19 protein-coding genes are annotated in these 21702 nt (G+C 62.3%); 8 read left to right on the top strand and 11 right to left on the bottom strand.

From position 1 onward, the window contains the following. Nucleotides 1–67: 67 nt before the first annotated feature. Together C4J93_RS14815 and C4J93_RS14810 are read left to right on the top strand one after the other, a co-directional pair. On the top strand, nt 68–775 hold the full coding sequence (locus C4J93_RS14815) for a response regulator (RefSeq protein WP_124370910.1): 708 nt from the start codon (nt 68–70) through the stop codon (nt 773–775). Beyond that, nucleotides 776–2053, top strand: coding sequence for an ATP-binding protein (locus C4J93_RS14810; protein WP_124363093.1), 1278 nt, complete (start codon nt 776–778; stop codon nt 2051–2053). A 243-nt stretch (nt 2054–2296) separates the two neighbouring features. On the opposite strand, the gene C4J93_RS14805 is transcribed toward C4J93_RS14810, so the two are convergent. Both C4J93_RS14805 and ampC read right to left on the bottom strand, forming a co-directional pair. After that, nucleotides 2297–4120 carry a serine hydrolase gene (locus tag C4J93_RS14805; protein ID WP_124429754.1) on the bottom strand — a complete coding sequence of 608 codons (1824 nt, stop codon included), beginning with the start codon at nt 4118–4120 and terminating at the stop codon, nt 2297–2299. Between the two features lie 130 nt (nt 4121–4250). Beyond that, nucleotides 4251–5405, bottom strand: coding sequence for a class C beta-lactamase (ampC, locus tag C4J93_RS14800; RefSeq protein WP_124429753.1), 1155 nt, complete (start codon nt 5403–5405; stop codon nt 4251–4253). A 132-nt stretch (nt 5406–5537) separates the two neighbouring features. Between ampC and C4J93_RS14795 the strand changes: the two genes are divergently transcribed. Further along, a complete protein-coding gene (locus tag C4J93_RS14795; RefSeq protein WP_124429752.1) occupies nt 5538–6410 on the top strand; it encodes a LysR family transcriptional regulator in 873 nt (290 codons plus the stop codon). 480 nt (nt 6411–6890) lie between these two features. Here the strand turns inward: C4J93_RS14795 and yghX are convergent, their stop codons facing one another. Together yghX and C4J93_RS14785 are read right to left on the bottom strand one after the other, a co-directional pair. Then, on the bottom strand, nt 6891–7778 hold the full coding sequence (yghX, locus tag C4J93_RS14790; RefSeq protein WP_124429751.1) for a YghX family hydrolase: 888 nt from the start codon (nt 7776–7778) through the stop codon (nt 6891–6893). A gap of 106 nt (nt 7779–7884) precedes the next feature. Then, nucleotides 7885–8775 (bottom strand): DMT family transporter, encoded by an 891-nt coding sequence (locus tag C4J93_RS14785; protein ID WP_124429750.1) that lies wholly within the window; start codon nt 8773–8775, stop codon nt 7885–7887. 90 nt (nt 8776–8865) lie between these two features. On the opposite strand from C4J93_RS14785, the gene C4J93_RS14780 reads away from it, so the two are divergent. After that, the gene (locus C4J93_RS14780) at nt 8866–10191 is read left to right on the top strand and encodes a PLP-dependent aminotransferase family protein (protein ID WP_124429749.1); all 1326 of its coding nucleotides are present in this window, start codon (nt 8866–8868) and stop codon (nt 10189–10191) included. Nucleotides 10192–10220: 29 nt separating this feature from the next. Here C4J93_RS14780 and C4J93_RS14775 read toward each other — a convergent pair whose 3' ends face one another. Continuing rightward, nucleotides 10221–10652 (bottom strand): nuclear transport factor 2 family protein, encoded by a 432-nt coding sequence (locus tag C4J93_RS14775; RefSeq protein WP_124367244.1) that lies wholly within the window; start codon nt 10650–10652, stop codon nt 10221–10223. A gap of 356 nt (nt 10653–11008) precedes the next feature. Then, nucleotides 11009–12718 (bottom strand): amidase, encoded by a 1710-nt coding sequence (locus tag C4J93_RS14770; RefSeq protein ID WP_124429748.1) that lies wholly within the window; start codon nt 12716–12718, stop codon nt 11009–11011. A 121-nt stretch (nt 12719–12839) separates the two neighbouring features. Between C4J93_RS14770 and C4J93_RS14765 the strand changes: the two genes are divergently transcribed. Further along, nucleotides 12840–13148, top strand: a complete 309-nt coding sequence (locus C4J93_RS14765) for a DUF2834 domain-containing protein (RefSeq protein WP_124429747.1) — start codon at nt 12840–12842, stop codon at nt 13146–13148. 151 nt (nt 13149–13299) lie between these two features. Here C4J93_RS14765 and C4J93_RS14760 read toward each other — a convergent pair whose 3' ends face one another. Then, a complete protein-coding gene (locus tag C4J93_RS14760; RefSeq protein WP_124429746.1) occupies nt 13300–14511 on the bottom strand; it encodes an MFS transporter in 1212 nt (403 codons plus the stop codon). 97 nt (nt 14512–14608) lie between these two features. Between C4J93_RS14760 and C4J93_RS14755 the strand changes: the two genes are divergently transcribed. Continuing rightward, a complete protein-coding gene (locus tag C4J93_RS14755; protein WP_124363083.1) occupies nt 14609–15430 on the top strand; it encodes a helix-turn-helix domain-containing protein in 822 nt (273 codons plus the stop codon). Here the strand turns inward: C4J93_RS14755 and C4J93_RS14750 are convergent. Continuing rightward, on the bottom strand, nt 15423–16610 hold the full coding sequence (locus C4J93_RS14750; protein WP_124429745.1) for an MFS transporter: 1188 nt from the start codon (nt 16608–16610) through the stop codon (nt 15423–15425). The two genes, C4J93_RS14755 and C4J93_RS14750, sit on opposite strands and share 8 nt — an antisense overlap. Then, entirely contained in the window at nt 16610–17632 is a 1023-nt protein-coding gene (locus C4J93_RS14745; protein WP_124370897.1) for an alpha/beta hydrolase, read from the bottom strand. The genes C4J93_RS14750 and C4J93_RS14745 overlap by 1 nt, the downstream gene beginning before the upstream one ends. 174 nt (nt 17633–17806) lie before the next feature. Here C4J93_RS14745 and C4J93_RS14740 point away from each other — a divergent pair, with 174 nt between their 5' ends. Beyond that, entirely contained in the window at nt 17807–18730 is a 924-nt protein-coding gene (locus tag C4J93_RS14740) for an AraC family transcriptional regulator (protein ID WP_124429744.1), read from the top strand. On the opposite strand, the gene C4J93_RS14735 is transcribed toward C4J93_RS14740, so the two are convergent. Both C4J93_RS14735 and proP read right to left on the bottom strand, forming a co-directional pair. After that, nucleotides 18705–19211 carry a GAF domain-containing protein gene (locus C4J93_RS14735; protein WP_124410095.1) on the bottom strand — a complete coding sequence of 169 codons (507 nt, stop codon included), beginning with the start codon at nt 19209–19211 and terminating at the stop codon, nt 18705–18707. The genes C4J93_RS14740 and C4J93_RS14735 overlap by 26 nt on opposite strands. A 51-nt stretch (nt 19212–19262) precedes the next feature. Continuing rightward, nucleotides 19263–20765 carry a glycine betaine/L-proline transporter ProP gene (proP, locus tag C4J93_RS14730; protein ID WP_124429743.1) on the bottom strand — a complete coding sequence of 501 codons (1503 nt, stop codon included), beginning with the start codon at nt 20763–20765 and terminating at the stop codon, nt 19263–19265. 317 nt (nt 20766–21082) lie between these two features. Here proP and C4J93_RS14725 point away from each other — a divergent pair, with 317 nt between their 5' ends. Next, on the top strand, nt 21083–21613 hold the full coding sequence (locus tag C4J93_RS14725) for a GNAT family N-acetyltransferase (protein WP_124429742.1): 531 nt from the start codon (nt 21083–21085) through the stop codon (nt 21611–21613). Nucleotides 21614–21702: the final 89 nt, after the last annotated feature.

The raw sequence follows: 21702 nt of genomic DNA, 5'->3' as shown, positions 1-21702 counted from the left end.
GCTCCCGTTAGGCAGCTTGCCACCTATACTGCCAGCCTTTCAATCGGCGTTCCTACACTGAGAACTTATGGAAAACCTGGGTCTGGGCAAAGTCCTGCTCGTCGAGGACGATGAGAAGCTGGCAGGGCTGATCGCGCATTTTCTGTCGCAACATGGTTTCGAGGTGCAGGCGGTGCACCGGGGCGATTTGGCCTTGGCGGCGTTCCTGGCGTTCAAACCGAAAATGGTCGTGCTCGACTTGATGTTGCCGGGCCAGAGCGGCCTGCATGTGTGTCGCGAGATCCGCGCAGTGTCCGACACACCGATTGTGATCCTCACCGCCAAGGAAGATGACCTGGACCATATTCTGGGCCTGGAGTCCGGTGCCGATGACTATGTGATCAAACCCATCAAGCCGCCGGTATTGCTGGCGCGCCTGCGGGCGCTGCAACGTCGGCAAGTGCCCGAGACGACGGTACGCGATTACCTGGAATTCGGCCGGTTGTCGATCAACCGCAGTTGCCGGGTGGTCAGCCTGGGCGATGAAAAAATCGACCTCACCACCATGGAGTTCGAATTGCTCTGGCTGCTGGCGAGCAGCTCGGGAACCATCCTTTCGCGCGACGACATCCTCAATCGCATGCGCGGAATTGCATTCGATGGCCTGAACCGCAGCGTCGATGTGTACATCAGCAAACTGCGCGGCAAGCTCAATGACAACCCGCGCGAGCCGGTGTGCATCAAGACCATCTGGGGCAAGGGCTACCTGTTCAATCCTTTCGCCTGGGAGCTGTAGATGCTGCGCCTGTATCTGCGCTTGTACCTGATCCTCGCGCTTGGCTTGGCCGGTGCGATCTGGTTGGTCAACTATGGCCTGGACGCGTACATGCCCGAGTCCAATGAAACCTATAATCGCGAGGCCCTGCGCGGTCCGGCGTGGGCCCTGGTGGAACAACTGCGGCCGGTGCAGGGCGAGGCGCGCCAGGCGCGTCTGGATCAGTTGCAACCGCATTACGGCCTGCGCCTGCAACTGGTGCAGCGCGACAGCCAGCACCTGAGCGCGCGGGAACAGGCACTGCTGGCGGCCGGCCAGGTGGTAGTGCGCGAGGACTTCATGAAGTTCCTCGCGCCCATCGACGACGGTCCGCAATTGCTCGAAATCCAATTGCCGGAAGAGCCGAAATGGTTGTACCTGTGGGCCTACGGGCTTCTGGGCGTGAGCCTGGCCATTGTGTTGTACTTCTGGGTGCGCCCGCACTGGCGCGACCTGGAGCACATCCGCCTGGCGGCGCAGCGCTTTGGCGACAACGACCTCGGCTCGCGCATCCTGTTGCCGCGTCGCTCCACCGTGCGTGCGCTGGCCGGGCACTTCAACCAGATGGCCGAGCGCATCGAAAGCCTGATCGCCAACCAGCGCGAACTGACCAACGCGGTGTCCCACGAGCTGCGCACGCCGATTGCGCGCTTGTCCTTCGAGCTTGACCAGCTCAAGCAGCAGGCCGATCCGCGCCAAAGCCGCGAACTGATCGCCGATATGTACGCCGACCTTGGCGAGCTGGAAGAAATGGTCTCCGAGCTGTTGACCTACGCCAGCCTGGAGCGCGGCGCGACCCAGGTTACCCGCGAAAGCATCGAGGCCCACAGTTGGCTGGACAGCGTGATCGGCAGCGTGGCGCTGGAGGCCGAGGCCGCAGGTGTGCAGTTGTCGCTGCGTACCTGTGAGGTCGATGTGATTCGCATCGAGCCACGATTCATGGCGCGCGCGGTGATCAACCTGCTGCGCAACGCCATTCGCTATGCCGACCGGCGGGTTGAAGTGTCGTTGATCAAGTTCGGCAGCGGTTACGAACTGCAGGTCAGCGACGATGGTCCCGGTATTCCGGTGGAGGGCCGCGCCAAGATCTTTGAACCCTTCATGCGCCTGGACTCAAGCCGCGACCGCCGTACCGGCGGCTTCGGCCTGGGCCTGGCGCTGGTCCAGCGGGTCAGCCAATGGCATGGCGGACAGGTGCAGGTGCTGGACTCGGAGTGGGGTGGCGCGTCGTTTCGGATGACGTGGGCGTATGCCGAGTAAGTATCCGTAAACAACGACAAGCCAATGTGGGAGGGGGCTTGCCCTCATGCCAGTCAGTTAAGAAGTAGGAAGGGTAAAAAGTAACCTGTGGCGAGGGAGCTTGCTCCCGCTGGACTGCGCAGCAGTCCCATTTTTAGGGCCGCTTTGCGGCCCAGCGGGAGCAAGCTCCCTCGCCACAAGTCAGCTCTCGCTCCTGCTACTTCTTAACTGACTGGAATCAGGGCTTGCCCCCGATTGCGTCCTTTAAAAATTCAACGTGTCGAGGGGCGAGTGCAGACGTTTGAAGGCGTAGCCCGAAGCGCTCAGGCCATTGACCTGACGGCTGACGGTATCGCCCAGGCCATAGCCGCTGCCGGCTACAACCGCGTGGGCGTTATCGACGGGCAGCAGGATGTAGTCGGTCAGGGGCTCATCATGCAGTTGGCCGCGAATCACCAGGAAGCCTTCCTCCAGGCGCACGCTGACGCCGCTCAACGGCGCATCGGGCTCGTGGGTATTGAGCACCTGGTACGTGCCGACGGTGTCTGCCCACGCCAGGGGCAGCGGCGGCGGCTCGATGCGTTCGCCCACGGCAAGGCGTTGGCCGTGGCTGCGGGCGGTGAGGATCTGCCGGCCCTGTACCCTGACTACGTCTAGTTGCACACGACCGAGTTCGCCAAGGTCTTTCAACCAGAAGCCGAAAACCTTTTTCTGCGCGCGCAGCCAGCCTTGATCGTCGCGCATCAGCTCGAAGTCGCACCCGCCCAGTTCGCCGGATAAGCGCCCGTGATCATCCTTGATACGCAACACGCCCCATGAGGTCGCGTAGAACCCGGCCAGGCGCTTGCGGTCGATTGCGGCCGGCACTTGGCGCAGCTTGAGGCCGTGGTTTGGGGCCTGGCAGTCGTCGGCACAGACCGCCTTGCCGGTCTGCGCCTGGAGCATCAGGCGCAGGGTGTCGGTGGACAGCGACACCACCAACTGTTCGGCATTGCTGTCATTGGCCATGATGATCACGGCCAGTTGCTGATCCGGGAGGATGCTCAACTGCGCGGCGAAATCATCGCCGCCGCCACTGTGCTGATAGGCCCGTATGCCAGGGCCGACCGGTTCATCCCCGCACGGCGCCAGAAACCAGCCGAGGCCCATCTGGCAATCGAAGTCCAGGGCATTGCCGGTGTTCTGCTGGGTGAACATCGCGTCGATCGAAGCGCTGCGCAGTATTCGGTTGCCTTTGTAGACCCCGTTGGCGAACAGCATGTGTACGTAATGGCTGAGGTCTTTGGGGCTGGCCCACAGGCTGGCGGCGGCGAGGTCACGGACCTGCGCGTCGTTGCTGGCCTTGCCCTCTTCGTAGCCCAAAGCGCGGTAGCTCAATTGGGTGCCGGTGCCGACGAAACTTGATTGGTTCATCTCCAGGGGTTTGAGCAGGCTGCCTTGCAGTTGCGCCTCGAAGCTTTTACCAGTGCTGCGCTCGATGGCTGCCCCCACCAGGGCGTAGCCCAGATTGGAATACGCCACCTGGGAGCCCGGTGGGCTGCTCAGCCACACGCCCGAAACGCGTTGCGGCATCTGGCCCATGGCGTAGTTACTGCGCAGGTCGCGCAAATGCTCGCTGGGCAAGCCGGATTGATGGCTGAGCAAGCGGCGCAAGGTAATCGCATGGTCCGCCTCGGCCTGATCGCTGTGAAACCGCGAGCGTACGTGGAACTCGCGCAAGGTTTGCTGAAGCGGCGCATCCAGCCCCAGGCGCTGTTGTTCCACCAGTTGCAAGGCCGCCGTGGCGGTGAGCAACGTGGAGATGCCCCCGGCGCGAAATGCCGTGTTAGGGGTGACCGGCACCCCTCGGGCCTTGTCTGCCAGGCCGAAGCCACGGGCCCAGATCAGTTCCTGGCCACTGACCAGGGCAATCGACAAGCCCGCCACATTGTCCCGGGCCATCTCACGGGGTATACGGCTTTGCAGGTAGCGGATGATCGCGCCGTAATCGCCTTTTTGAATCGACGGCGGGGCGGGCGGTTGCCCCTGGCAACCGAGCGTGCCCAACAGGCAACCGAGCAGCGGGATACCGCGTAACGTGCGAAACATGAAGAGCACCCGGATGGTGGTTTGGATGCTCGAATGCTAGGGCCGTGGCGGCACGCAATCTTTGAGTGCTTTGTCGGGAAACTGTCAAAGACTGTTAACGCCGGCCTCGACCATAGGGTTATGTGTCAAGTCAGTTATCCAGGGCACTCAAGATCGCATGCGCCACTTTCACCCGTTCGGCATTCGGGTAGTTCCTGTTGGCCAGGATCACCACGCCAATATCCCTGCTCGGTACATACGCCACGTAGGCGCCGAAACCATTGGTTGAGCCGGTTTTGTTGTAGAGCACATTGGCCGGTCGGGCCTGCGCCGGTTGCAGCCACTTGACGGTATGCGATTCCAGCGCCATCGGTGTGGAGTTGCCCTCTATCAAGGCCTGCTGGGTGATGGGGTAGGGGTAGTATTCCCAACCCAGGCCCTGGGTCATGCCGTCGACGCTGTAGTAACCGCTGTGTGTGGTGGCGATCGCCTGTTGCAGCGGCGCGCTCAAGGTTTCGGGGTGCAGGTTGAGCATCACGTAGCGCGCCAGGTCCTGGGTGCTGGTCTTGATGCCGTAGGCTTCGCTGTCGAGTGCGCCTGGGCCCACGCGCACGGGTTTGTCCTGCTTATCGTAGCCTTGGGCGTAGCGGCCCAGCTTGTCGGCGGGCACGTTGAGGTAGGTGTTCTTCAAGCCCAGCGCCGGCAGCAAGGTCTGTTCCATGGCGACATTGAACGGCTGGCCCAGGCTTTTCGCCGCGAGGTAGCCGAACAGTCCGATGCTCGGGTTGGAGTAGAGGCGTCGCGTACCGGGGGTCTCGGTGGGTTGCCAGTGCCTGTAGTAATCGAGCATGGTCGCGGCGCTGTCGGCCGCACCTGGGAATTGCAGCGGCAGGCCGCCTGCGGTGTAGGTCGCCAGTTGCAACAGGCTGATGTGATCGAACGCGCTGCCGGCCAGTTCGGCCCAGTGCTGGCTGGCGCGGTCCGACAGCTTCAACTTGCCGCTGGCCTGGGCATAGCCACCGAGGGTTGAAGTGAAGGTCTTGGACACTGAGCCGACTTCGAACAAGGTGTCTTGCGTGACGGGCTGCTTGCCTTCCCTGGACGCCACGCCGTAGTTAAAGTATTGCGCCTGACCCTTCTTCACCACGGCCACCGACAGCCCGACGATGCCCTGTTGCTGCATCAGCGGTTTGACGCGACTGTCCACCACTTCGCGCAGGTCGGTCGCAGCCAGGCACGGAGCAGCAACCAGCAGAGACGCTGAAATCAGCAGGCTTCGTAGGCTAAAACAGGATTTTTCTTGCATGTTATTTTCGCTTCCCTGTAACGGATTGACTAAGGCTGAGGGCCTGCGCGGGCGCCGCCAATCTAGGCTTTAACCAGGGGAGGTACAAACGATGATATCTTGCACGAGCCATTAGTAAATCTAGGGTCAAGCATGCTGCGCTCCCATCTTCCCCTTAATGCCCTGCGCGCCTTCGAGGCTTCCGCCCGGCACCTGAGCTTCACCCGCGCGGCCATTGAGTTATGTGTGACCCAGGCGGCGGTCAGCCATCAGGTAAAAAGCCTGGAGGCGCAACTCAATGTCACACTGTTCAAACGCCTGCCACGCGGGTTGATGCTCACCCGAGAGGGCGAAACCCTGCTGCCGGTGCTGCGCGAGTCGTTCGACCGGATTGCCCAGACCCTCGGCCAGTTCGAGGCCGGGCATTACCGCGAAGTGTTGACGGTAGGCGCGGTGGGTACCTTTGCCGTGGGCTGGCTGCTGCCGCGTTTGGCGGACTTCCAGAGCCGCTACCCGTTTATCGACCTGCGCCTGTCCACTCACAACAACCGCGTCGATGTGGCCGCCGAAGGTCTGGATTACGCGATCCGTTTTGGCGCCGGCGCCTGGCATGGCACCGAGGCCTGCCAACTGCTGGAAGCACCGCTCAGCGTGCTCTGCGTGCCGCACCTGGCCGAACAGCTGCACACGCCGGCCGACCTGTTGAAACACACCTTGCTGCGCTCTTACCGCGCCGATGAATGGAGCCTGTGGTTCCAGGCCGCCGGGCTGCCGGCCGACGCCCTGGTACCGCGCAGCATCGTGTTCGATTCGTCGTTGGCGATGATGGAAGCGGCGCTGCAGGGCCTCGGCGTGGCACTGGCGCCGGCGATGATGTTTTCGCGGCAATTGGAGAGTGACGTGATTCGCCAGCCGTTCGCGGTGGGGATAACCACCGGCAGTTACTGGCTGACGCGCTTGCAGTCGCGGGCCGAGACGCCAGCGATGCTGGCGTTCAAGGGGTGGTTGCAGGCGAGTGCTGCCTGATGTGCATAGGTATCTACACAACTTTGGTGTAGCCCTGAACCTGTGACGGCTCAGAAGCCGAAGCCTCTCTAACTGACGCCCCGCGCCCTAAATGTGGGAGGGGGCTTGCTCCCGATGGCGGCCTGACAGCCGACCAGGATGTTGGATCAAGGCGAGTACATATCCGTTGCTGCGGTAACGGCAGCTTAGGGTTCCGCCCTTACGGCGTCTCACTTTTGAAAAGCGCAAAAGTAAGCAAAACGCTCTTGCCCCACCACTCGGCACCTCGCCCAGGCTCGGTGTGCCCGGAATCCGACATTGATTTGGGGGGCCGCCGCCACGCGCCATCCATGGCGCGGGGCGGCTAAACCGGCATCCCTGCCGGTTTACCCCCCAAATCATTATCGGATTCCGGCCAGCGTGGTTTAACGGGGCGCCTAGATCAAAAGCAAGATCAAGAGCGACTCGCTTCGCATCGCGGTTACCGTTGTTGGATTGTGTCTAAGCAAGGTATTTGCGGAACCATCCCAGGGTGCGCTCCCACGCCAGGTTTGCCGCTGCCTCGTCATAACGCGGCGTCGAATCGTTGTGAAAGCCGTGGTTGGCTCCCGGGTAGATAAATGCCTCATACGTCGTGCCGGCGGCTTTCAGCGCCTGCTCGTACGCTGGCCAACCTTCGTTGATACGTGTATCCAACTCCCCGTAATGCAGCATGATCGGTGCCTTGATGCGCGGTACGTCCTTGGCCTCGGGTTGACGCCCGTAGAACGATACGGCCGCCGCCAGTTCCGGGTAGGCCACCGCCGCCGCATTGGTCACGCCACCGCCATAGCAGAAACCGGTGATGCCGACTTTGCCGGTGCTGCTGTCGTGGTGCATCAGCCACTCAATGGCCGCGAAAAAGTCGTTCATCAGTTTGGTGGGGTCGACGGTCTGCTGCAGGGCCGCGCCTTTTTCATCATTGCCGGGGTAGCCGCCCACCGAGGTCAGGCCATCGGGCGCCAGGGCGATAAAGCCGGCTTTGGCCAGGCGCCGCGCTACGTCTTCGATATACGGGTTGAGGCCGCGGTTCTCATGCACGACCACCACCGCAGGCAGTTTGCCGGCGGCCTTGGCCGGGCGCACCAGGTAGCCGCGCACCGTGCCGTTACCCTTGGGTGACGGGTAGGTGACGTAGTCGGCAACGATAGCGGGGTCGGTGAATTTCACCTGTTCGGCGAGTGCGTAGTTGGGGCTCAGGGCGGCGAGCAGGGCCGAGGCGGTCAGGCCACCGAAGGTAAACAGCGCGGCGCGGTCGAGAAATTCGCGGCGGTTCAGCGTGCCGTGGGCGTAGCCATCGTAGAGTTCCAGCAGTTCGGGAGCGAAGTCTTTGGCTGTGAGACGAGTCATCGGTGCAGTCCTCGATTAGCGGTTGCCGTCAAATGTAGACCAGGATCAACCCGTGCGGCCACGGGCGCGGACGCCATTTCTGTTTAGCAGCCCCTGGCCCCTTGCGCTAGCGCGCGAAGCGCTTCGCGCCGGCCACGCAGCCGATCACCGCCACCGTGACCAGCAGCATGCCCAGGCTGACCTGCTCATGCAGCAGGCCCGCCGCCAGCGCCAAACCAAAGAACGGTTGCAGCAACTGCAACTGGCCGACCGCAGCGATGCCACCCTGGGCCAGGCCGCGATACCAGAACACAAAGCCGATCAACATGCTGAACACTGCGACGTAACCCAGGCTCAGCCAGGCCGGCAGGCTGATGCCGGTGAACGACGCGGGCGCCAGCAGCCAGCTCAACGGCGCGACGACGGGCAGCGAAATTACCAAGGCCCAGCAAATCACCTGCCAGCCGCCCAGGCTGCGCGACAGCTTGGCGCCTTCGGCATAGCCCAGGCCGCAGACCAGCACCGCCAATAGCATCAGCAGGTCCCCGGCGGGTGCGGCGCTCAGCCCCTGGGCGAAGGCGTAACCCATCACCAGCGCACTGCCCAGCCCCGAAAACAACCAGAACACCGGTCGCGGCCGCTCGCCGCCGCGCAGCACGCCGAAGATCGCCGTCGCCAGCGGCAGCAGGCCGATAAACACAATGGAGTGCGCGGAGGTCACGTATTGCAGCGCCAGCGCCGTGAGCAACGGAAAACCGATCACCACGCCGAACGCGACGATAGCCAAGGGCGCCCATTGCGGGCGGGTGGGGCGTTTTTCGCGGAACCACCACAACAGGCACAGCCCCAGGATGGCCGCAAGCGTCGCGCGGATCATGGTCAAGAACACCGGATCGAATTCCATCACCGCCAGGCGCGTGGCCGGCAGCGAACCGCTGAAGATCACCACGCCAATAAAACCGTTGATCCAGCCTTGGGTGCTGCTGTCCAGGGTGCCGAAAGGCGAGGTGCGTTCCATGGGGGTATGTCCGAAAAAGGGAAGTTGCGTACCCGGCATCCTAGGGCTGAAGATTGAGGCAATCAAAAAATTGTCATGGATACATCACCAATGCCGCGCGCCCGCTACAAGTCGCTGGTCGATACCTTCGCCGAGGCCATTCGTGCGGGCAAAATGCCGCCCGGCACGCGCCTGCCCACGCACCGCCAACTCGCCGCCGAGCATGGCCTGGCGCTGGCCACCGCGAGCCGCGTGTACGCCGAGCTGGAGGCGATGGGGCTGGTCAGTGGTGAAACCGGGCGTGGCACTTTTGTACGCGAACTGGCGTTACCGCCGGGCCAGGGCAGTGGGCAGATGCCCGTCGCGGCGGGCATGCTCGACTTGAATTTCAACTACCCGTCATTGCCCGGCCAGGCCGAGCTTTTGCGTGGCGCACTGCGCCAGTTGGCGTTATCCGGCGACCTGGAAGCGCTGTTGCGTTACCAGCCCCATGCCGGCCGCCCGCATGAACGTGCGGCGGTCGCGCAGCACCTGTTGCAGCGCGGGCTGGCGGTGCAGGCCGAACAGGTATTGCTGGTCAGCGGTGCCCAGCACGGCTTGGCGGTAACCCTGATGGCGCTGCTCAAACCTGGCGATGTGATCGCCGTCGATGCATTGACCTATTCGGGCTTCAAAGTATTGGCCGAGACCCTGCACCTAGAGATCGTCGCGATCCCGGCCAGCGCCACCGGCCCGGACCTGGATCACCTGCAGGCCCTGTGCCGCAAGCGGCCGGTGCGCGCGGTCTACAGCATGCCGACCCTGCATAACCCGCTGGGCTGGGTGATGAGCCTGGCGCAGCGCGAGCGCCTGGTGGCGATTGCACGAGAGCACCACTTGATGATCATCGAGGACGCCGCCTACGCCTTCCTGGCCGAACACGCACCGCCGCCGCTGGCGACCCTGGCGCCTGAATGCACTGTCTACGTGGGCGGGTTTTCCAAAAGTGTCGCCACCGGCTTGCGCGTCGGTTTTATCGCGGCGCCCCTGGCTTGGGTCAAGGTATTGGAGCGCACCGTCATGGCCACCACCTGGAACGTGCCGGGGGTGATGAGTGCGATCGCCGTGGCCTGGATCGAAGATGGCACCGTCGCGCAGTTGGAGGCGCAAAAACGCGCAGATGCCCAGGCACGGCAAGCTTTGGCCGCGCAAGTGCTGACGGGGCTGAGCTATGTCAGCCATCCTTCATCGTATTTTTTGTGGCTGCCGCTGGCTGAAGATGCCCGCGCCGATCAGGTGGCCATGACCTTACAGCGCGAGGGTATTGGCGTTTCCACCGCCGAGCCGTTTGCCGTCTCGGCCCATGTGCCCCACGCGCTGCGCCTGGCGTTGGGGTCGGTGTCGATGACGGCGCTGCGTGAGGCGTTGCTCAAGGTGCGCAAAGTAGTGCAATGGTGAGCCGTGGCTGAGCGGCTCACCGGCAAGGGTCAGTATTTGTAGGCCTGGCGGCCGATCAGCAGCCATTGGCCTTTCTGTTTCTGCCAGACCTGGAAGTTATCGATATCGGTCGGCACTTCGACGCCACTGTTCACCGCCAGGGCGTGAAAGTGGTTGCGCACCAGAGCGGTATCGCCATTGAGGGTGATGCTCTGGTTTTGCATTTCCAGGGTCTTGAACGCGCTCTTGTGAGTTTCCAGGTCTTCGATGAACTGCGCCTTGTTCTGCACCTTGCCGCTGGAATGGCCGTAGGTGAGGGTGTCTGCGGTCAGCGCATGCAGTTGCTTGAGGTCCAGGTGCAACATGGCCTGGGTCAGTTGGTCGACCGCCTGGGCTACTTCCTTCTCGGCGGGCGCCGGTGCGGCCGCGACGTAGCCGGAAAACAGGCACAGGAAAGCGATCAGCACTTTGAGATTTTGCATGGGGAGTCCTTATTATTGTTGGTGAGCGACATGATGAGGTCTGTCGTCGTACAACCATGCAATAAATTGGCAGGGGAAGGAAAGGGGATTCTTGAAATATTCTGAAATTACTTATCTACCGACGTGGAACTCGGCTGAACCTGTGGGAGGGGGCAAGCCCTAATGCCAGTGAGTTAAGGCGACACCGAACCTGTGGCGAGGGAGCTTGCTCCCGCTGGACTGCGCAGCAGTCCCATTGTTTGGGGCCGCTTCGCGCCCCAGCGGGAGCAAGCTCCCTCGCCACAAGTTAGTTCTCGCTCCTGCTACTTCTTAACTGACCGGCATTAGGGCGAGTCCACACCCACATGGGGCGGTGATCAGCCGGCTGACAACGGCGGTGTACGCGGTGGAATCATGCGTTTGCTGCCGGTGGCTTCGTACGCTGACGCAAAGCGCAACAGCGCCGAATCGTCATACGCCCGCCCGGCAAATGTCAGCCCGACCGGCATGCCGATATCGGCCATCACGCCCATCGGCACGGTGACCGTAGGCACGCCAAGGTGGCGAATGGCGAGGTTGCCGTTGGCCACCCACACGCCATTGCTCCAGGCGATATCGGCGGAGGCTTCGTTGACATCGGCATCGGCCGGGCCCACGTCGGCCACGGTGGGGAACAGCACCGCGTCGAGCCCCAGGTGGTCCATCCAGTCTTCCAGGTCCAGCCGGCGGGTTTGCTCGAGGCCGCGCAAGCCGTCGGGCAAGCTGCTGATCTCGTTCCACGGCGTGATGCCGCGCTGGGCCATGCGCACGTATTCGTCCATGCCGGCGGCCAGGTCGTCTTCGCGGTTGGGCAGGGTGCCGGGGTCGTGGGGGAAGATCTTCGGTCCATCGACATCTGCCAGGCGGTTCAACGCCGGGTCGCCGTTGGCACGCAAAAAGTCATCGAACGCCCAGGCCGACAATTCCCACAGTTCATCGTGGAGGAATTGCCGGGACACCAGGCCACGGTTGAACACTGTGGGCGCGCCGGGGCGGTCGCCTTCGCAATTGGACACCAGTGGGAAATCCACTTCGATGACCTCGGCGCCTGCGGCTTCCAAGGCGTGGCGTGCGGCTTGCCACAGCTCGATCACTGAGGCGCGGGTGTGGATTTTCTGCCCGGTCGGTCCGCCGATCCCGGGTTTCTCACTGGTGCCGGCCTCAGGGTCGGCGTTGATGTACATGCGCGGCACGCCGAAGCGTTTGCCGGCCAGGGCCGCGCTGCCCACCGCCAGTTCGGCGTAGGACGCCGGGCGCACCGAACTGACGCTGGGGATCGGCACCCAGGGTTGCAGGCGCCACAGGTCGCCACGGGTGTGCGGGTCTTCGGCGACCACCACGTCGAGTACTTCCAGCAGGTCAGCCATGGTGCGCGCATAGGGCACCACCACGTCCATGGTCGGGGTCAGCGGCCAGTTGCCGCGTACTGAAATCACCCCACGAGAAGGCGTGTACGCACACAAGCCGTTATTGGAGGCCGGGCCGCGACCGCTCGACCAGGTTTCTTCGGCCAGGCCAAACGCGGCAAAACTTGCCGCCGTGGCCGTGCCGGCGCCGTTGGACGAACCCGAGGCGAACGGTGCGGTGAGGTAATCGGCGTTGTACGGGCTTTCAGCGCGGCCATAGACGCCGCGTTGCATGCCGCCGTTGGCCATGGGCGGCATATTGGTCTTGCCCAGGCAGATGGCCCCGCCAGCGCGCAAACGCTCGATGGTAAAGGCATCACGCTGGGCGACCAGCTTGGCGAACGCCGGGCTGCCGGACGCGGCGGTGAGGCCTTTGACCAGGTAACTGTCCTTGGCGGTATAGGGAATGCCATCCAGCGGCCCCAGCGTCTGGCCTTTTGCCCGGCGTGCATCGGACGCCTCGGCTTCCTGCAAGGCCTCGGGGTTGCGCACCACCACGGCGTTCAGTGCGGTGGCGGTCTGCGGGCCGTCATAGGCGTCGATCCGCGCCAGGTAGGCCTGCACCAGTTCAACGGCGCTGGTCTGGCCGGATTCAAGCGCAGCGCGCAATTGGGCAATGGAGACTTCGGTAACTTGCATCAGGTTTTTTTCGCCGCCTTCAAGTGGGGGTATGGCGGCAGTCTACGTACAGATATTTCCCAGTGCCAGCTTGCTGCTAAGGTAAGCGGCTTGATGATCCACATTGCACTCCAAGGAGGAGAACATGGCCAGACCCTATATCGCCCTGGCCGGTTTGCTCGGGTTTTCGCTGTATACCGTGGCGACCATGTTGACGGCCGAGCAATCGCTCATTGCGTTTGGGCAGGAGTTGATGTCGCGGCCAGATACGGCGCAGGTGGTGATTGACCTGTACCTGATGGCAATACTGGCGTGTGTGTGGATGTACCGGGATGCGCGTGGGCGGGGGCGCTCTGTGGCGTCGTTGATCCCCTATTTCCTGCTGACGGCGGTGTTCGTGTCGGTAGGGCCGCTGCTGTATATCGTCGTCAATGGGTTCACGCGACGCACCTGACGACAAAATACCAATGTGGGAGGGGCGGTGCGACGATTCGACTTGCCCCCGATGGCGGTGGTTCAGTCACATCCTCTATAACTGACATACCGCCATCGGGGGCAAGCCCCCTCCCACATTGTTCAGCGTGGTCACTTGGACAGCGGCAGCCTCACACCCCTTTGGTCGACGGCAACAATATCGTCAAAATGCCCGCCAACGGCAGGAACGAGCAGATCTTGTAGACGTATTCGATGCCGTGGCTATCGGCGAGCAAGCCCAGCAGTGCCGCGCCGATCCCGCTGAAGCCGAACATCAGGCCGAAAAAGATCCCGGCGATCATGCCGACATTGCCCGGCACCAGTTCCTGGGCGAACACCACGATGGCCGAGAACGCCGAGGCGATGATGAAACCAATGACCACGCTGAGTACGGCAGTCCAGAACAGGTCGACATAGGGCAGGGCGAGGGTGAACGGTGCGGCGCCAAGAATCGAAAACCAGATGACTGTCTTGCGCCCGATCTTGTCGCCGATTGGCCCGCCGGCGAAGGTGCCCACGGCCACCGCGCCGAGGAACAGGAACAGGTACATCTGGGAGCTGGCGACCGACAGCTGGAATTTTTCGATCAGGTAGAACGTGAAGTAGCTGGTCAGGCTGGTCATGTACCAATATTTGGAGAACACCAGCAGCGCCAGCACCACCAGGGCAAAGGTCACCCGGCCTTTGGACAGGCCGTGGGTCGGCTTGCTGCCTTGCTTGAGCTTGAACAGGCTGAGGTGGTGGCGGTACCAGCGGCTCAAGCCGTACAGCACCAGGATCGCGAACACTGCGAACAGGCCGAACCAGGCGATATGGCTCTGGCCGTAAGGAATGATGATAGCCGCCGCCAGCAGTGGACCGAAGGCGCTGCCGGTGTTACCGCCGACCTGGAACGTCGATTGCGCCAGGCCATAGCGGCCGCCGGAGGCCAGGCGTGCCACGCGGGACGTTTCCGGGTGGAACGTCGACGAGCCGACACCGACCAGCGCCGCCGCCAGCAAAATCAGCGGGAAGCTGCCGACAAACGCCAGCATCAGAATACCGATCAAGGTGCAGACCATGCCCGCCGGCAGCAGCCATGGCTTGGGATGACGGTCGGTGTGGTAGCCGATCCAGGGCTGCAGCAGCGATGCGGTGAGTTGGAAAGTCAGGGTGATCAGGCCGACCTGGGTAAACGTCAGGCCGTAGTTGGCCTTGAGCATTGGGTAGATCGACGGCAGCACGGCCTGGATCAGGTCGTTGATCAGATGCGCCAGGGCGCAGGCGCCGAGCACGCGCATGACCAAAGGGCTGACCTGAGGCGTCGCGGTGGCAGCGGCGGGTGTCGCGGTGAGGGTCGACATGCAGGCATTCCATACAAGGCAGCGAACAGGGGCCGACACTACTTGAGCGGGCGGCCCATTTCTAATTATTTCGGGAGCCATGCTAGAGTCGACGCAAATGCCTGTCTCGCGCAATTCGGGCGTAATTCATCGCAAAAAGGGCGAAATCATCAAATCCCTCGACAAATTCCTCCAGGAGATCGATGAAGGCGATTGGGCCGTCATCAGCTCGGCCACTGACTACCCGGAAAACTGGGTGATTCCCGAGCACAGCCACAACAAGCATCAACTGCTCTACGCCATTGGCGGCGTGATGGTGGTGTATTCGGCGTTGAACCAGTGGACGGTGCCGCCCAATCGCGGGTTCTGGATGCCCTGTGGCCAGGTGCATGCGCTGCGTTGCGTGGGCACCTTGAAAATGCGCAGCGTATTCGTGCGTCCGGACAGCTTTCCGGACCTGCCGACCGAGCCGAAGACGGTGACGGTGTCGCCGCTGCTGAGTGAATTGATCAAAGTCTCGGTCAGCTTGAAACCGCCCTTTGCCGAGGATTCGCGCGACGCCAGGATCATGCGCCTGATCCTCGATGAGCTGGCTATCCTGCCCGCGCTGCCATTGTCGCTTCCTCAGCCCGCCGACCCGCGCATCAATCACATCTGCCTGACGCTGCAGCAAGACCCGGGCGATGCGTCCACCGTCGCCGATTGGAGCCAGCGCCTGGACTTGGATCAAAAAACCATTCAACGCCTGTTCCGCCGCGAAACCGGCATGACCTTCGGCCAGTGGCGCCAACAGGCCCGTTTGCTGTTGGCGCTGGAGCGCATCGCGGTGGGCGAGAAAATTATCGATGTGGCCCTTGAGTTGGGCTACGAAAGCCCCAGCGCCTTTACCAGCATGTTCAAGAAACAGTTCGGCAAGACGCCGAGTCAGTTTTTCAGCTAGCGCTGCTGATAACGCGGGCAGGCCGCAGGCGGCGTGACGCCAGGTAGGCCAGCACGGTGGCGACCACCAGCAAGGCCGCGCTCAGTTCGAAGGTCGCCTGGTAACCGCTCAGGTCGAAAGCCACGCCGCCGACCGTGGCGCCTGCGGCAATCGCCAACTGAATGATGGCGACCATCAAGCCACCGCCAGCCTCGGCGTTGTCAGGCGTGGTTCTCGATAACCACGTCCACCAGCCCACCGGCGCGGCGGTCGCAACCAAGCCCCAGCTGCCCAGCAACACGCTGGTCATGAGGGTGGAACTGCCGAACGCCACCAGTGCAAGGGCGATGCCTGCCATTATCAGTGGGATGGCAATCAGCGTCGGGTACAGGTGGTGCTTCAGGAAGCGTTCAATCAGGAACGTCCCGGCCAGGCCCGCCAGGCCGAGCACCAGCAGCATCAACGACAGCGTGGAGACGTCAACTCGGGTCACGCTTTCCAGGAACGGCCGCAGGTAGGTGAACAGCATGAACTGGCCCATGAAGAACACGCTGACGGCCACCATCCCCAGGGCTACGGTGGGGTTTTTCATCAGGCTCAGGACATTGCTGGCTTTCGCCTCGGCCTTGTTCTTCAGCGCAGGCAGGCTCACCAGCAGCCACACCAGTGCAATCACGGCCACCGGCACCACACAGAAAAACGCGCCACGCCAGCCGATGATGCCGCCCAGAAAGCTGCCCAGTGGCGCCGCGATCACCGTCGCCAGTGCATTGCCACCGTTGACGATGGCCAGGGCACGCGGCACCTGGGCTTGCGGCACCAGGCGCATCGCCGTGGCCGCCGACAGTGACCAGAAGCCGCCAATCGCCACGCCGATCAATGCACGACCGAGCATGAACACCAGGTAGTTCGGGGCGAACGCCACCACGCTGCCGGAGACGATCATCAGCAGTGTCAGCGCCATCAGCAGGCGCTTGCGATCCACCCGCGCGGCGATCGAGGCGATCACCAGGCTGGTGAGCAGGGCAAACACCCCGGACACCGAAATGCCCTGGCCGGCCTGGCCTTCGGTGATGTGCAGGTCGGCGGCCAGGGGTGTCAGCAGGCTCACCGGCATGAATTCGGAAGCAACCAGCGCGAACGCCGCCAGCGACATCGCCAGCACGGCGCCCCAGCGTTGGGTTTGGGATGTAGCTGACATCACTTCAAATAGCTCTGGAAGAAGGTGGTGAGTTTGGCGAACGGGATCAGGTTGACCCGGTCGTAGAGATCGACGTGCCCCGCGTTCGGGATGATCAGCAATTGCTTGGGCTCGGCGGCGCGCTGGAAGGCGTCTTCGCTGAATTCACGGGAGTGCGCGTCGGCCCCGGCAATCAGCAGCAGCGGGCGTGGGGAGATCGTCTCGATGTCGTTGAACGGGTAGAAGTTCATGAACTTCACGTTGCTGGTCAACGTCGGCCGGGTGGTGGTCAGCTTGGAGGCGCCTGGCGGGGTGACTTCGCCGCGCGGGGTGCGGTAGAAATCGTAGAACTCATCGCCCACCGCGTCGCCGGTGAGGGTCTGCGGCGTGCCGCCGGTGTAGACGGTCTCGCCGCCCTGGAACTCGACGTAGCGCTGGTTGGCCGCCTGGCGCAACACCTGCTGGCGCTGTTGCAGCGTCACGCCGTGCTTGAGGCCGTTGCGATTGGCGGCGCCCATGTCGTACATGCTGACGGTCGCTATCGCCTTGATGCGCGGATCGATCTTCGCCGCGCTGATCACGAAGCTACCGCTGCCACACACGCCGATGGCACCGATGCGTTCACGATCGACCTGGGGGCGGGTGCCGAGGAAGTCCACGGCGGCGCTGAAGTCTTCGGTGTAGAGGTCGGGCAGCACCGCGTTGCGCGGCGTGCCGGCGCTTTCGCCCCAGAACGACAGGTCCAGGGACAGCGTGACGAAGCCCTGTTCGGCCATTTTGGTGGCATAGAGGTTGGCGCTTTGTTGCCTGACGGCGCCCATGGGGTGACCGACCACAATGGCGGCGCTTTTGGATCCGGCGGCGAGGTTTTTAGGCGTGAACAACGTGCCCGCAACCTGCATGCCGTATTGATTGTTGAAGGTGACGTTCTCGGCCGTCACCGTGTCGCTGGTGTAGAAGTTATCAGCACCGTTGGACATATCGGCTCCTAATGAGGAAAGGGAGGTCACCAGCAAACCCAGCGCGAGCAAGAGGCGTTTCATAGGGATGTTCCTTGCGAAGTGTCCGAGCATTTTCCCGATGGCGGCCCGGCTTCTGTAGTGCATTTGAGTGGATTACTTGCCTGATCCTCTGAGTTTCACGGTTTGGCGGCGACGCCTGGGGCTGGCGCGGGTAAAGTCCTGCCAAGACATTCAGTGAAGCAGTGGAAGGGCCCTATGACGATTCATCAATCGCCGCTGGACGCGCTGATCCGAGCCATCGGCTCGCGCATCCCGGCGCCCGGCGACTACCCGGTGCCGATCCCTGGCCTGGGGTTCTATCGGCGTGAACAGCCGGCCGCGCCGGTGGTGTGCATGGTCGAACCGAGCATCGTGCTGGTGGTACAGGGCGAGAAACGGTTATGGGTCGGCGGTGAGGGCTATCCCTACGACACATCGCGATTTCTGGTGACCTCGCTGGATATTCCGGCCAACTCCGAAGTGCTGGTCGCCAGCCCCGAGCAACCGTGCCTGGGGCTGATGTTCAAGCTGGACCTGCGCATGCTCGCCGAGCTGATCGCCCAGGGCGGCCTGCCGCCAACCCGTGAGCGCGCGATGATGAAAGGCGTTGGCATCGGCCGGGTGACGGACGGCATGCTGGCAGCATTCGCGCGCCTGGTGGCATTGCTGGATGAACCTGACGCAATCCCGGTGCTGGCGCCGTTGATCCAGCGCGAGATCCACTACCGGTTATTGAAGAGCGACCAGGCCGGCCGACTGCGCCAGATCTGTTCAGTGGACGGGCAGGGGTATCGGATCGCCAAGGCCATCGATTGGCTGAAATTGAATTTCGACAGCGCGCTGCGCGTGGAAGAACTGGCCGCACGCGTGCAAATGAGCGCGGCAACCTTTCACCATCACTTCCGCCAACTGACCTCGATGAGTCCGTTGCAGTATCAGAAATGGCTGCGCTTGAACGAGGCCAGGCGCTTGATGTTGAACGAGCACCAGGACGTGTCCAGTGCCGCGTTCAAAGTCGGTTATGAGAGCCCGTCGCAGTTCAGCCGTGAGTACAGCCGCCTGTTCGGCGTACCGCCCAAGCGCGACATGGCCGCGCTGCGGGGCAGGGCAGGTGTTACTGATCTGACGGAGTCAAGTTAGCGTAGAAGATGCACCCGATCAGTCGTGCGAACAGGCTCAGGGTTTCCGGCAGGTTGGGGTCGTCGAACAGCATGGCGCGCGAATCCAGCGCGCACAGTGCACCGAACAGGCGCCCGTCGGGCAGGAAGATCGGCGCGCCGGCATAGCTCTCGATGGCGAATTGCTTGACCACCGGGCGCGCGGCAAAGCGGCCGTCGAGGCTGATCTGCGGGACGAACAAGGCTTGGGGATCGACGCAGAACTCACTGCACAGGGTGGTTTCCAGGTCGAGCACGTCGTCGACGTGGATGCCCATCTGCATGGGGTCGTAGGCCGAGCAGACTATCCATTCCAGGTCAGTGAATTTGGCGATGCCGGCGAAGCGCATGCCGGTCAGGCGGGTGACCAGTTTAAGGATGTTGGTGGTCGCTTCGATTTCTGCAATGGCCGCGCGTTCGTCGGCGCTCAGTAGCGATTGGGCAGAGGTTACGCTTGGAATCATGTGAACGCTCCAAAGGCGTGGCCGCAGACAGCGACCACGCATAGCCAAGTCTTAATTGATCCTTGGATGCTGCTGCACCAAGTTTTCGCGCTTGGCCTGGAGCGCCGCAATCTCAGCATCGATGTCCTCGATCTTCTGCTCGATATTGTCATGGTGCTCCTGCAACAATTCCTTGGCTTCTTCCATGTCGGAGGCCGCCGGGGCCGCCCCTCGCAGTGGTTTATTGGCAGTTTCCTTCATGGTCAGGCCCGTGACCAGACCAACCATGGCGAATACCATCAGGTAGTAAGCAGGCATGTACAAGTCATTGGTGCTTTCTACCAGCCAGGCCACTGCCGTTGGCGTGATACCGGCGATCAATACCGAGACGTTGAAGGCACTCGCCAGCGCGCTGTAGCGCAGGTGAGTCGGGAACATCGCCGGCAGCGTCGATGCCATCACGCCGATAAAGAAGTTAAGCACAATTGCCAGAATCAGCAGGCCGCTGAAGATCAGCCCGGTCTTGCCGCTGGTAATCAGCATGAACGCGGGGATCGACAGGAACAGCAGGCCGATGCTGCCGGCGATGATGAAGGGCTTGCGGCCGATCTTGTCGCTGACAAAGCCAATGAACGGCTGCACGAACAACATGCCGACCATGATCGCGATGATGATCAGCACACCGCTGTTTTCGGCGTAATGCAGGTTGTGCGACAGGTAGCTGGGCATGTAGGTGAGCAGCATGTAGTAGGTCACGTTGGTGGCCGCGACGATACCAATGCAGGTCAGCAGGCTGCGCCAATGCTTGGTGGCGATCTCCTTGAAGGAGACCTTGGGGCCGTGGCTGAGACCTTCGCGGTCACCCTGCTCGAGTTTGTCGACGTGTTGTTGGAACGCCGGGGTCTCTTCCAGCGCGTGGCGCAGGTACAGGCCGATGATGCCCAAAGGTAGGGCCAGGAAGAACGGCAGGCGCCAGCCCCAGGCCTCGAAATCTGCCTCGCCGAGCACGGTGGAAATCAACACCACCACGCCGGCGCCCAGCACGAAGCCGGCAATCGAGCCGAAGTCCAACCAACTGCCGAGGAACCCGCGCTTGCGGTCCGGGGCGTATTCAGCGACGAAAATCGACGCGCCGGTGTACTCACCGCCCACCGAGAAACCCTGGGCCATTTTGCACAACAGCAACAGGATGGGTGCCCAGATGCCAATGGACGCGTACCCCGGAATCAAGCCGATGGCGAAGGTGCTCAGGGACATGATCACGATGGTGGCGGCGAGGACTTTCTGTCTTCCGTACTTGTCACCCAGAGCGCCGAAGAACAGACCGCCCAGTGGGCGGATCAGGAAGGGCACCGAGAAGGTGGCCAGTGCCGCGATCATTTGTACGCTGGGGGACGCGTCGGGGAAGAACACCTTGCCCAGCACATAAGCGACAAACCCATAGACGCCAAAGTCGAACCATTCCATGGCGTTGCCCAGTGCGGCGGCGGTGATTGCCTTGCGCATCTTGTTGTCGTCGACAATGGTGATGTCGTTCAAACCGATGGGTTTGACGCGTTTCTTACGTAATTTCATGCGGGCCACTCTAGAAGCTGAACGGGAGGCGCCATCGCCGCGATGGCACCGCTCTGTCACTTCAGATACAAGCGGACACTAAATAATTCACCCATCGCGGGATTTTTTCTCGCATTGGCGAAATATCGTTGGTGTGAGGCCTGTGGGAGGGGGGGTGCTCCCGATGGCGGTGTATCAGTCAGCAAATTCGCCGCTGACCCACCGCAATCGGGAGCAAGCCCCCTCCCACATTGTCCAGTGCTGTGCATGACAGAGGTGTGCCTTTGCTGGTTACACTGAGCTCGCAGCTTTGTGCCGCCAATAGGAACGTCATTTGTATGCCAAACAACCCTTCACGCCTCATCTACCGCCAACCACAGCCTGCTGACGTGGGGCGATTATTCGCCATCTACAGCGACCCGCAGACCAACCTGTTCAACCCTGCCGGCCCCATGGCCAGTGTTGATGATGCGCAGCGCCTGCTGCAGCGCTGGCTCGACCAATGGTCTGCCTTGGGCTACGGCTGGTGGGCGGTTGCACGGCGTGAGGCTCCCGAACACATCATCGGCTTCGGCGGCATTGCGCCGCTCAACTACCTGACAGTGCCGCGCATCAACCTCGGCTATCGCTTCGCCGTCGAAGCCTGGGGGCAGGGCTATGCCACTGAGTTGGGGCGCGATGCCTTGGTGCTGGCATTCGAAACACTGGGCTTGCCGGAGGTTTTCGGGCTGGTACGACCGGAGCACGCGGCGTCGATTCGCGTGCTGGAGAAGATCGGCATGCAGCCATTCGGCCTGCTCGATGATGTGCCCGGCCAGGCACCAAGCCGGGTGATGCGTGTTTGTCATCCTACAACTGCTTCAGCCTGACAGTTTTCACACCCCTGTAAATCCTCGTTCACAGCAATCTTTCAGATTGACACTGCCCAGACAGCCCGATATAAAAGCCACAGTTGTAC

The organism is Pseudomonas sp. R2-37-08W (assembly GCF_003851705.1).
In the GTDB taxonomy this organism is placed as follows: Bacteria; Pseudomonadota; Gammaproteobacteria; order Pseudomonadales; family Pseudomonadaceae; genus Aquipseudomonas.
This window is presented reverse-complemented; position numbering and strand designations above follow the sequence as displayed.